The organism is Streptococcus sp. 27098_8_75 (assembly GCF_041432475.1).
In the GTDB taxonomy this organism is placed as follows: domain Bacteria; phylum Bacillota; class Bacilli; order Lactobacillales; family Streptococcaceae; genus Streptococcus; species Streptococcus gordonii.
Map to the genome: position 1 here is coordinate 258,132 of NZ_JAPVZR010000002.1, position 11,672 is coordinate 269,803.

The window sequence follows — 11,672 nt, forward strand, 5'->3', positions numbered from 1 at the left end:
ATTTATGCTTCTTTTTCTTTTAAATTTGCTAAGATGCGTTCCTGATAACTTTCAAACTGACGAATTTCTTCCTCTGAGAAGCCTTTATAAAAAATAGCATCCAATTTTTGACTGATACGATGGCCCACTTCTTTCTGAGACCAACCCCGCTCTGTCAACTTGACATATTTTTTTCGCTTGTCTAAACCACACTGACTATAGGTCACCAAACCCTGTTCTTCCAACTTTTTCAGCATAGTCGTCAGCGTATTATTGGCAAGTCCTGTCGCCAGCGCAATATCTGTCGCCGTCGCGCAGCCCGTTTCACTATTCCATAAAACTATGAGAATCTTGCCCTGTTCACTCCGATAAAGAGCTTCTGGATCTTGGCTCAGTAACTTTTGGAAAATCCGCCCATTCAACAAACGAATATGATAGGCTACTAAATGACTATCTTTCATACTCCCTCCAATTTATTTCTATATCGAATCGATTTTTAATTATTGTAACACCAGATATTACATCTGTCAAGAATTTTGTTCTATTTCGAAATAATTTGAAAAATAAACATAGAAAAAGCAGGTTCACCCTGCTTTAAAATCTAAAATTTATTGTTTCCGATTGATGTATCTGTTGAACAAAATGGTCATAATTTTCAGCTTCTTGAGGGATAAGAATGGACCACTTTTTCAAGAGTGCCCCGTAACCTGCTAATTTACCTATGTCATTATCAACAAACTTCTCCACGCTCGGGAAAATAAGACCGGCTGTTTTAGCTTCTAAAATGTATGTATAGGAAATCAGTTGATATAAATCCTCACGATTAATTCCTTTTTCAGTAAATTCTAGCTTTTTATATTTGGCATCTAGTACGATTTTTAAATCTTTATGATAAAAGTCTGGATAAATATTTCGAACATGACTGCTAAATACAGAAATGCCATCTGTCTTTTCTTTATTTCGTGGATGGATGAAATCTTTTGGCAACAAGGTATAAACATACTCTTCCCAAAGCCAGGAAACATCAAAAAGAATACCATGGATTTTTTGCTCTTGATATCCTAACCCATGCTTCTCTCTATTTAGGATCATCAGGCAAAGCTCTTGCAACTTTCTGTACTCTCTGAAGTAGGCGTGTCGAATGGGTTTCGTTTTATTCATTCTGATAATCTTAACACGATCAGCTAGTTTATAAGACGGAGTCACGCGGATAATTTCTGTTACATTTTCACGATTAGCATCAAACACTCCACTTCCAATTGTTTTCTGATTCTTAATATACTCAATGGTGTGTCGAATCAGCTGCATCAATGGATTATCATAAGCAAACTCTCTAGTAGTGTAGGAAATATTTCCCATAAAAGGAAGATTTTTTTTCAGATGATTTCCAACATCTAGTACACCCTTCACATGACTATCGTTATGGAAAAATCGCTGGTATTCCTTATAAAGACCTTTTCTGAGAGCAGCTTGCAGATATTTGGGAAAGAGATACATCAAAAGCTGATAGAGCTTATCTTCACGCGACAAAGCTACATCTAAGCTAGTGAGATTGATATGAAGAACCTTTTGTAAAAGATAATGCAAAAAATGGTCATTACTTTCATCAGAAAAACGAGAGGCAATCGTTAATCTTTCCTGACCATATCCAAGAAAACCAATCACATTCCCAGTCTTAATTTCCTGATTGAACGTTTCAAAGATTTTTTGATCCCTTTCTAAGTCAGAAGAATTCTTTAAATCACTTGGGAAAATAAAGATACTGTCCTCTATAGAAAGGTTATCCAGTGTTCTATCAAGAAGGGTTTGACTTAGTTTGGGAAATTCTGCGACAAAATCTTCTCTAGCAATTTTATAATGATTATCAGTTATCCGCATTATCATCACCAATATCTTGCTGAACTGTTTGCTCGTTATTTGTCAGATCAAATGCCTTTTTCAAAGTTTCCAACGTTTCAACCTCTTCATAAGAACCTCGCAAGTAGTCCTCTAGGAGTGGCTTAATATAATCAGACCAGAGCAACTCATAGTCAAAGTCTACTTCCTGCAACTTAAGGAAATAACTTGGTCCAACATGGTAATGACTACTGAGCTCTTCTACTTTTTCTATGGAAGCATTCAAGTTTCTTAGACGAATTTTCGCTTCTTCTGCTCCATCTCCAAGAGCTTCATCAAGCATTCCAAGCTGACTTTCAGCCGTAATTTCTACAAAACGGAAACGACGGCGCATGGCAAAATCAAAGGTATCTACCGAGCGGTCAATATCATTCATTGTTCCGATGATGTAGACATTTTCAGGAATATAAAACTTCTCATTAGTTTCATGTAAATTAGAATACTGGGTAGAAATACTCCCCATTTCACCACGATAACCTGGGTCAATAGAGAAAAAGAGTTCACCAAAAATCTTAGAAATCTCCCCACGATTGATTTCATCAATGATGAAGACGAATTTCTTGTCTGTATCAATTTCTGTTGGAGAAATATAGTCTTTTAGACCAAATTTTTTTCTTAACGTTTCAAGAACTTTTTTCCCCTGACTGCGATAATAGGTCTGTTTTAAATAATTTTCATCTTTATAAAGTTCATAGACATAGGACTTAGTCAAAACTGTCCCTTGACTTTTGCTCTCATAATTGACATTAAAATTATTCCGGCTATTAACAGTAAGATAAGAAAAATCAGTCAAACGCTCTTTTTCATCTCTATTATTTACATATTCAAGATAATCATTCCAGGCTTCATCAAAATTATCTTGTCCTCCTGTTTTTTGAGCTTCATTAGCTTTGTGACAAAATTTCTTAAAAATACCATCTTGTAACTCAAAACTTATCTGGCTATTATCATTAGAAACAGGTCTCAACCCCTCTACAAAATCCGTATAATCATAGGATGGGTGAAATTGTACAAATCCGATTTGGTCTTCGTTGCCATCCGTTAATTCTTTGGCAATTTCTTTAGCAAGATAGGTTTTACCTGTACCCGGTGCACCACGGAGGATGAGGTTTTTGGATGAAAGTAAAATATTCTTATACTCGTTGATATTTTCTGATGCGTTTTCCTCGTTTTGAACATCTGAAATCTCATCCTTTTCAATATTAAAATCCACATATAACTCATCAATACTTGAATATGGTAATGCAGATACTGTTGTATTGTCCCATTTCTTAGTTCCAAGAGAATTTAACTGGAAATCACCAAATTTACTAATCGGTATGATTTCAAATCGTCTTGGAAATCCTTCAAACTCACTATCTTCAACATATTGATAAGGACCAATTATTTTAGCCAAAAAAGAAGCCCGTAGATTCTTCCTAGGAACTACTACTAAATCTCCTATACTGACACCATGTTGGAGGAGTGCTACTTGATTCTCTTGTTTTCTAGGTCTTTCTTCCCCATTATAAGGATAATTTTTTTCTTCTATATTATCAAATCCGATATATAGAACATTATCCTTAAAAGATTTCTTATGCAATTTTATGTTAGTAGTTCCGCCAACTGAAATTTTCCAGACTCTTATATTCGACATAAATTCCTCCATTTTCACATTAACATATAATACCTTTTTATATAATAACACTATTAAAGAAGCAAAACAATAAATTAAACAAAAAGCCCAGTGTAGAGAGCTTTATTCACTCTTAACACTAGACTTCTTTTTATCTTAGTAATATTCACCCTGACGGTAATCCCATGAGTTGAAAGTATCGGACAGGTGCATCATGATTTTGTCAATATCCAAGCCTTTGCGGATGACCACTGGTGCTGGTGAGATGGAACGTTGGCCACCTTGTTCTGGAATTAGATTTCCATCCTTGTCAACCATAGAGACCATAACACCTTGCTCATAGCGAGTTTCAATGGTCTTGTCTGGCTGGATAGAGGCGACATAATCATCTGCTTCAATGACGAGGTCAACAGCATTTTCGATGCGCTCGCCAATTCCTTCGACCTTGCCGCGGTTCCCTTTACCAGATGGGTTGGCTGAGGATGCATAGACCATCTTGCCTTCTTCCCAAAGCTTAGCTGCCAGCTGCTCGCCCGCCTTACCAAACTTAATAACAAAACAGCTAGTGCCACGAACATCTGTCATCAGCTCTTCCCGACCGTCGCCATAGGCTTTGAGCTTTTCGAAAGCTTCTGGCTTCCATGGAAGGATACAGCCCAAAAGGATATCTTCATCCCAATGCTTTTGATAAAAGGCTTCAATTTCAGGATTGAGCTGAGCCAAAGCACGGAGCTCATCCATGCTGCCACAGAGGACAACACCAGGCTTATTACGGTTACGTTCCTTAGCTTCGAACTTACGCTCCAAACCTGCCTTATCGCTGGTCATAATGATGTAACCTACCTTAGTCGGACAAACGATACAGCCCCCATCGCCTTTAAGAATGTCATAACCTTCTTGTGAAAGAGTTCCGTTCCATTGAATGTGTTTTGTCATAAGTTTATTCCTTTTCTATTAAATTAAGATTTATTTTACCATATATTCTTATCAGAGACAAGATATATTTAGAATTTTCTGAATATATCAAAAATATGGTTACTGCCAATAAGATGGACGATTTTTTTCATATTCTGCAATCAATTCCTCATACTGCAGGGTAATACCGATATCATCCAACCCGTTGAGGAGCTTGTGCTTCCATTCTCCATCAATGTCAAAGGAGAATTCTCCCACCGGTGAAAAAATCTTCTGCTGTTCCAAATCCACCGTCACTTCATCCGTTGGCTTCAGATTCGCCAAGGCTTGCCGAACTTCCAGTGGCTGGACGATAGGCAACATGCCGTTGTTAAGCTCGTTGTTGTAGTGAATATCTCCAAAAGATCCGGCAATAACTACCTTAAAGCCGTAGTCAGCCAAGGCCCAGGCAGCGTGCTCCCGAGAAGAACCCGCTCCGAAATTGTCCCCTGTAATCAGAATAGTCGCCTTGCGGTACTCAGGTCTATTAAAGACGAAATCAGGATCTTCGGTGTACTGATTGTCTAGGTAACGCCAAGCGTACATAAGATACTTTCCAAAGCCTTTTTTATCAATCAACTTGAGAAACTGCTTAGGTAAAATTTGGTCCGTATCGATATTATCGTTCATGAGTGGGACTGTTGTCCCTGTATAGATTATAAATTTTTCCATAAACCTTCCTTACTGAACCTCTGGTAGCTGACGAATATCTACGAAGCGTCCGGCAATAGCTGCCGCTGCTGCCATGGCAGGACTGCAAAGATGAGTCTTAGCACCAAATCCCTGACGATCCTCAAAGTTCCGATTACTAGTAGAGGCACAGTGGACTCCGTCTGGCACCTTATCTGGATTCATTCCCAGGCACATAGAGCAACCCGGATCGAGCCACTCAAATCCTGCATCCATGAAAATTTTATCCAGTCCCATCCTTTCAGCAGCCCGCTTGACTGGGCGAGAGCCTGGTACGACGATAGCGGTCAGATTAGGAGCAATGTGCTTACCCGCAACAAACTTAGCTGCCAGCTGCAAATCGCTGAGTCTGGCATTGGTGCAGGAACCAATAAAGATATAACCTAGGTCAATATCTTCTGCTTTTTTACCTGGGGATAAGTCCATGTAATTGTAAGCCCGCTCATCGTTCATATCACGTATTTCTGGGAAAGCAGCACCGAACTCTACTCCCATAGAAGGATTGGTTCCCCAAGTCACCATTGGTGCAAGCGTGGAGACATCAATCTCAATGACTTTATCATAGACGGCATCAGGATCACTGACTAGAGTCTTCCAATCAGCTACCGCCGCCTCAAAGTCCTTGGGAGCGCCCGGCCGACCCTTAACGTAATCATAAGTCTTCTGGTCGGGGTTCATAATGCCCATCTTGGAGCCAAACTCAATAGACATATTGCAGATGGTCATACGCTCTTCCATGGTCAGATGGTCAATCGCATCACCAGCATACTCGACCACATGACCGACACCTGCAGCCACACCATATCGGGCAATCAAAGCCAAGATAAAGTCCTTAGAATAGACACCTTTCGGTGGCACTCCGGTAAATTTGACTAACATTTTCTTTGGCTTGACCTGCCAAATGGTCTGCGTGGCAAAGACGTGCTCAACTTCCGAAGTACCGATTCCAAAAGCAATGGCTCCAAAGGCTCCATGAGTGGCCGTGTGACTGTCACCGCAGACGATAAATTTGCCCGGCTGAGTCTTGCCTGTTTCGGGTCCAACCATATGGACAATCCCCTGCAACTCTGATCCGTGAGCCGCATGCTCGATGCCAAAATCCTTGACATTCTCAGAAAGCTTATCAATCTGAGCCTTGGAAATCACATCCCGAATATCATAGATATTGACCGTAGGAACATTATGGTCAAAGGTACCAAATGTCAAGTCCGGCCGTCTAACTTTGCGCCCTGCGTCTCGAAGGCCTTGAAAAGCCTGAGGACTGGTTACTTCATGAATATAATGCTGATCCACATACATAAGCTGAGGCTGGCCTTCTTGACCAGTTATTACGTGCCTTTCCCACAGCTTATCAAAAATCGATTTTCCAGCCATACTAGCTTCTCCATATGTAATATAAAACTACAATTTCTATTATTATTCCACAAATCCAAGTTAACCAGAAATACCATTTTCTAGTCTTATGATGGAAGAGTTGACCGCTTAATAAAGCGCCCAAACCCGCAGCTACCAAAGCTGACAGCAACAAGGTCTTCTCTGGAATGCGGTAGTGATTTTTCTTTGCCTTTCGCTTATCCCAGCCATAAAGCTGGAAAACGATAAGGTTCCATAGCAAGCAAATACCTGTTAATATCCATTTCATAAGTTATTAATAATCGACTCCGTCATTTGAGTTGTTGTCGCCTGTCCTCCCAAATCTCGGCTTAAAATCCCTTGAGCCAAAGTCTTTTCAACTGCTACTTCAATGGCTTCTGCAGCTTCTAGCTCTGAAAAACTATCCCTCAGCATCATGGCTACAGAAAGGATCATACTGATAGGATTGGCAATGCCTTGCCCTGCAATATCAGGAGCTGAGCCATGAATTGGCTCATAAAGACTTGGTCCAGCAGCCGAATGACTGGCTGATGGCATAACTCCTAGCGTTCCTGATAAGACGCTGGACTCGTCAGATAGAATATCCCCGAAGAGATTTTCCGTTACCACAACATCAAACTTAGCAGGATTGGTAATCATAAGCATCGCAGAGCTATCCACCAGCTGGTGCTCCAAGGTCACATCTGGATAATCCTTGGCGACTTCATCTGCTACTCTGCGCCAGAGTTTGGATGTTGCTAGCACATTTTGCTTGTCAATACTGGTCACGCGCTTTCTGCGACCACGCGCAATGTCAAAGGCCTTACGGACAATCCGCTCCACCTCTTCATAGCTGTAGTCGTTGATATCCCGCGCAGATTTGTCCTCCAAAATATGCTCACCAAAGTAAATCCCACCAGTCAGCTCGCGCACGACCACGAAATCCACACCAGCAATTCGCTCTGCCTTCAAAGGCGACAAATGCTTGAGAGGATTGAAAATCTTAACTGGGCGGATATTGGCATAGAGTTCAAGCTCCTTGCGCAGAGCGAGCAAACCCTGCTCTGGCCGAACCGGGGCATTATCATACTGGGGACTGCCGATAGCTGCTAGGAGAATAGCATCCGCCTCCTTGGCCGCTTCTAGAGTTGACTGAGGGAGAGGATGACCTGCTGCATCAATACCAGCACCCCCAAAATCCTTCTCTGTGACTTGATAAGTAAATCCAAACTTGTCCGCAACAGCTGCTAGAACTTGGAGGCCCGCTTCCATGATTTCTGGGCCAATACCGTCGCCTGCCAGAGCTACGATTTTTTTTGTCATAGGTACTCCTTCCTATTCACTAGCGGGTAAATCATGATAAGAAACGCGACGGCCGATTTCACCTGCATTTTCCTTCTGAATAAAAGTATTGGCATGGATATAAGCAATAGCACTAGCCTTAAGAACATCAAAGTCAATACCTGAAGAGTTAAAGATCGTATCAGTATCCGTATTTTCAACAGCTACCAAAACACGAGCCTGAGAGTCGATACCATCCGTTACTGCCTCGATGTTATAAGACAAAAGCTGAACAGACTGGTTAAAGAATTGGTCAATCGCATTAAAGATAGCTTCAACACTTCCCTTGCCTTCTGCCACACAAGTGACTGTCTCACCATCGCCATTAACCAACTGCACATCAGCTGTGATAGTTCGGTCATCATTAGTTGTTAACTGCAGATCATCAAATCTGAATCCTTCTGGATTTTCAACCGTCGTTCCAGCAATCAGAGCTCGAATATCAGCATCTGTGACTTCATTTTTCTTATCTGCCAGAACCTTAAACTTAGCAAAGAGATTATTAATTTCAGATTCAGCAAAGTCCAGAGCCAATTCTTTGAGTTTTTCGACAAAGGCATGGCGACCAGAGAGTTTACCAAGTGGGAGTGAGTTGCTCTTGACACCGACCAACTCTGGGGTGATGATTTCATAAGTCAGTGGGTTCTTAAGAACGCCATCCTGATGGATACCAGACTCATGTGAGAAGGCATTGCCACCAACGACAGCCTTGTTCTTAGGCACTGGAATACCTGAAAAACGAGACACCAGTTCAGAAGTATTAATGGTTTCATTAAGGACGATATCTGTCTCAACCTGATAATAGTCTTGACGAATCTCTAGGGCAACCGCTACTTCTTCCAGAGCCGCATTACCAGCACGCTCACCAATACCGTTGATCGTGCCTTCCACACGTCCAGCACCATATTTAATCGCAGACAAGCTGTTGGCTACTGCCATTCCCAAATCATCATGGCAGTGAGGACTATAAATGATTTCGCGGTCCGTTTGGACATTGTCAATCAGATACTTGAAGATATTACCAAACTCTTCAGGTGTAGTAAAACCAACCGTATCTGGAATATTGATGTAGCTAGCACCCGCGTCAACTGCTGTCTGAACGACTTGAAGCAGAAAATCTAGCTCGGTTCGTGTCGCATCCTCAGGAGAAAACTCAACAATCTCAAACTTAGAGCGAGCATAAGAAACATGTTCCTTAATGGCTTCTAAAATCTCTTCTTTGGACTTTTTCAGCTTGAACTCTCTGTGAATGGGACTAGTCGCAATGAAGACATGAATCTGCGGGTGCTTAGCATCCTTGAGTGCTTCATAGCAGGCATCAATATCAGACTTAACCGAACGCGCTAGACCAGTAACCGATGCTTTAGTGATCGCTTTAGCGATTTCCCGTACTGCTTCAAATGAATCTGGACTAGCAGCTGGGAAGCCAGCCTCGATGGCCGAAATTCCCCATTTTTCAAGTTGTTTAGCAATAGCAACCTTTTCCTTAACGGAAAAGTTCACTCCAGGTGTCTGCTCACCATCCCGAAGGCTGGTATCAAGAAACTCAATTTTTCGTGTCATAGCAACTCCTTTTCTAATACACAAGGACTCTTATAATCAAGGCAAGATAGTGTAAACTAGCAACGGAAAATATCCCTCAGAGACTAGTACTTTTAGCCTCACATAAAAACCTAAATCAATATTGAGGTGAGTAGGTATAAAAAAACATCTCACTTGAGGAACAAGCGAGATGTTGATTTACTCCCGCTTGGTAAGCCAAACAGGACTAATGCTTTTGCACTAGCCCGAGTAACGCAACAACAAAGCAAAGTTTGAAGATTGGTTTGACTTCATGTTTGACTAACTCCTTTTGAGATGATTTCTTATTGTTTAGAATTCTAACACAGTATTTTTGTCTTGTCAAGAAAAAGTCGATATTTTCTGAAAATTTTTAATATACTGCACTCTGTTTCTACCCAGCCAAGTCTTTTTGTTATTAGGAAAAGGAAGATTCGATCAAATCTTAAATATTAAGAAAATTGATCTTGACTAGACAACTGCTTTAAAATTGTCTTTAAGTGTCCAATTCCTCTCTCTACCAAAGCATCTACATCATCTTCTGCTTTTTCAGGATAAGTTGGATACAGGAAATTCCCCACTAAAATCATGGGATTTCCTGACGAGTCTTTTTCTAGACGATAAAAAGAGATAGCTGAAGCCTTGTTGGCTTGCTCTGAACGCTCATATCCTGTCAGCCACTCCTTATCTCCGATAGTGACCTTTCCTTCTTTAGAAAAATGATGACCGTCATCAATCATAGTTTGCTTTAGAGCTTTTTCAGAAAGTTTCTGATTATCTTGAATACGCAAAGTATAAATTTGTACTAAAAAATAACGACCATCTTCTTGAGCAGTATAAGCCACATCTTCATTAGGTTTTAGACTTTGTTCAAGATCTAGTTCCCATTCTTTTGGAATCATATACTTCAGGCTATCCACTGTCTTATCTTGACTATCTTTAACCCAAAGATAATAGGTTTCTCCATCAGAAATGGAGACCGGTTTAGCCTTTGAATAAACATCAAATTGTTGGTCAAGACTTAGCGGTCCTTTCTTACAGGCTGTTAGGAAAAACAAGCCACATAAAAGAGTTGTTAATGCAAGAAAAGTTATTGCAGCTCTTTTCATCTTTTATCCTCCTCATTCAAAGCTTTATTTTATTATACCACATACTATAATCTGCCCACTAATAGCTATGCCAAATATGCTGGGGTGTTTTACTAAATTCTGCTTTGTGATTTACTAATTTTTGATGTATAATGAAAGGATAGTAAAGAAAAAGGATTGAATCGTATGGTTACCATCAAAGATATTGCCCATGCTGCTGGTGTCTCATCTGCGACTGTCTCACGAGTTTTAAACCAGGATCAAGCCATGTCTGTCAGTGATGAAACACGTACAAAAATTTTTACCATCGCTAAACAGCTTGGCTATAAAAAATCAAAGAAAACTAATAAACGATCTAAACCTTCTCACAGAATTGCCATAATCGAATGGTATACAGAACAAGAAGAGCTAGATGATCTCTACTACTACTCTATTCGGTTGGGAGCTGAAAAAAGAGCTCAAGAATTAGGCTATGAAGTCATAAGAATTTTCAACAACGATTCCCTGACTCAACTAGAAAATATTGATGGAATCATAGCTATCGGAAAGTTTAGTCCTGGTAAAATAAAAGAACTAGAGACTTACAGTGATAAACTAGTTTTTGTTGATAGCGATACCTTAAAATCTGGTCATTCTTGCGTCACAACCGACTTTGAAAACTCCGTCATCAATGTTATAGATTACTTTATCAACAGTGGCCTAAAAAAAATTGGTATGATTGCTGGCCAAGAAACCTCTTCTGATAAAAGCACACTTCTATCTGACCCTCGACTCAACACTTTTCAATCCTATCTCAAACAACTCAAGCTATATGATCCCAATCTAATCAAGATTGGAAGTTTTTCTTCAGAAGCGGGATATAAGATCATGAAAAAATTCATTATAGAGCTTGGTGACAAGCTACCTCCAGCCTTCTTTGCAGCAAATGATGCCTTGGCCTCAGGCGCCTTGCGTGCTTTGCAAGAAGCTAAAATCCCTGTCCCAGAAAGAGTTAGCTTGATTTCTTTTAACGATACTTCTCTGGCCAAATACATGTATCCAAAACTCAGTACTGTGACAGTCTTTACCGAAGAAATGGGAAAACAAGCCATTCAGATTCTTGAGCAAAGTTTCCAAAAAGATAGTTCTTCAGTTCCTTATATGGTCAAATTAGCTACAAGATTGACTATTAGAGAAAGCAGCCTTTAAATTAGAAA

The 11,672-nt window shown here is 40.3% G+C and carries 11 protein-coding genes; 1 reads left to right on the plus strand and 10 read right to left on the minus strand.

The window, feature by feature from the left end; all coding sequences use genetic code 11:
• Positions 1–2: 2 nt before the first annotated feature.
• The 10 genes from O3640_RS04450 to O3640_RS04495 form a co-directional block, all read right to left on the minus strand.
• Positions 3–440 carry a MarR family winged helix-turn-helix transcriptional regulator gene (locus O3640_RS04450; RefSeq protein ID WP_371586771.1) on the minus strand — a complete coding sequence of 146 codons (438 nt, stop codon included), beginning with the start codon at positions 438–440 and terminating at the stop codon, positions 3–5.
• 133 nt (positions 441–573) lie between these two features.
• Entirely contained in the window at positions 574–1,857 is a 1,284-nt protein-coding gene (locus tag O3640_RS04455; RefSeq protein ID WP_371586773.1) for an McrC family protein, read from the minus strand.
• Positions 1,844–3,511, minus strand: a complete 1,668-nt coding sequence (locus O3640_RS04460) for an AAA family ATPase (RefSeq protein WP_371586776.1) — start codon at positions 3,509–3,511, stop codon at positions 1,844–1,846. The genes O3640_RS04455 and O3640_RS04460 overlap by 14 nt, the downstream gene beginning before the upstream one ends.
• Before the next feature lie 135 nt (positions 3,512–3,646).
• On the minus strand, positions 3,647–4,426 hold the full coding sequence (locus O3640_RS04465) for an L-threonylcarbamoyladenylate synthase (RefSeq protein ID WP_125367008.1): 780 nt from the start codon (positions 4,424–4,426) through the stop codon (positions 3,647–3,649).
• 99 nt (positions 4,427–4,525) lie between these two features.
• The gene (gene leuD, locus O3640_RS04470) at positions 4,526–5,116 is read right to left on the minus strand and encodes a 3-isopropylmalate dehydratase small subunit (protein WP_125367007.1); all 591 of its coding nucleotides are present in this window, start codon (positions 5,114–5,116) and stop codon (positions 4,526–4,528) included.
• Between the two features lie 9 nt (positions 5,117–5,125).
• On the minus strand, positions 5,126–6,508 hold the full coding sequence (gene leuC / locus O3640_RS04475; protein ID WP_371586777.1) for a 3-isopropylmalate dehydratase large subunit: 1,383 nt from the start codon (positions 6,506–6,508) through the stop codon (positions 5,126–5,128).
• A 1-nt stretch (position 6,509) separates the two neighbouring features.
• Positions 6,510–6,776, minus strand: coding sequence for a DUF1294 domain-containing protein (locus tag O3640_RS04480; RefSeq protein ID WP_045634985.1), 267 nt, complete (start codon positions 6,774–6,776; stop codon positions 6,510–6,512).
• On the minus strand, positions 6,773–7,810 hold the full coding sequence (gene leuB, locus O3640_RS04485; protein WP_125367006.1) for a 3-isopropylmalate dehydrogenase: 1,038 nt from the start codon (positions 7,808–7,810) through the stop codon (positions 6,773–6,775). The genes O3640_RS04480 and leuB overlap by 4 nt, the downstream gene beginning before the upstream one ends.
• 12 nt (positions 7,811–7,822) lie before the next feature.
• On the minus strand, positions 7,823–9,391 hold the full coding sequence (locus tag O3640_RS04490; RefSeq protein ID WP_060970727.1) for a 2-isopropylmalate synthase: 1,569 nt from the start codon (positions 9,389–9,391) through the stop codon (positions 7,823–7,825).
• A 449-nt stretch (positions 9,392–9,840) separates the two neighbouring features.
• Positions 9,841–10,497, minus strand: a complete 657-nt coding sequence (locus O3640_RS04495; protein ID WP_125367005.1) for a hypothetical protein — start codon at positions 10,495–10,497, stop codon at positions 9,841–9,843.
• Between the two features lie 165 nt (positions 10,498–10,662).
• On the opposite strand from O3640_RS04495, the gene O3640_RS04500 reads away from it, so the two are divergent.
• Positions 10,663–11,664 (plus strand): LacI family DNA-binding transcriptional regulator, encoded by a 1,002-nt coding sequence (locus O3640_RS04500; RefSeq protein WP_060970725.1) that lies wholly within the window; start codon positions 10,663–10,665, stop codon positions 11,662–11,664.
• Positions 11,665–11,672: the final 8 nt, after the last annotated feature.

Coding starts and splice junctions, on each gene's coding strand:
- O3640_RS04455 (WP_371586773.1), bottom strand. CDS start 1,857: ATGCGGATAACTGATAATCATTATAAAATTGCTAGAGAAGATTTTGTC.
- O3640_RS04480 (WP_045634985.1), bottom strand. CDS start 6,776: ATGAAATGGATATTAACAGGTATTTGCTTGCTATGGAACCTTATCGTT.
- leuB (WP_125367006.1), bottom strand. CDS start 7,810: ATGACAAAAAAAATCGTAGCTCTGGCAGGCGACGGTATTGGCCCAGAA.
- O3640_RS04495 (WP_125367005.1), bottom strand. CDS start 10,497: ATGAAAAGAGCTGCAATAACTTTTCTTGCATTAACAACTCTTTTATGT.
- leuD (WP_125367007.1), bottom strand. CDS start 5,116: ATGGAAAAATTTATAATCTATACAGGGACAACAGTCCCACTCATGAAC.
- O3640_RS04500 (WP_060970725.1), top strand. CDS start 10,663: ATGGTTACCATCAAAGATATTGCCCATGCTGCTGGTGTCTCATCTGCG.
- O3640_RS04490 (WP_060970727.1), bottom strand. CDS start 9,391: ATGACACGAAAAATTGAGTTTCTTGATACCAGCCTTCGGGATGGTGAG.
- leuC (WP_371586777.1), bottom strand. CDS start 6,508: ATGGCTGGAAAATCGATTTTTGATAAGCTGTGGGAAAGGCACGTAATA.
- O3640_RS04460 (WP_371586776.1), bottom strand. CDS start 3,511: ATGTCGAATATAAGAGTCTGGAAAATTTCAGTTGGCGGAACTACTAAC.
- O3640_RS04450 (WP_371586771.1), bottom strand. CDS start 440: ATGAAAGATAGTCATTTAGTAGCCTATCATATTCGTTTGTTGAATGGG.
- O3640_RS04465 (WP_125367008.1), bottom strand. CDS start 4,426: ATGACAAAACACATTCAATGGAACGGAACTCTTTCACAAGAAGGTTAT.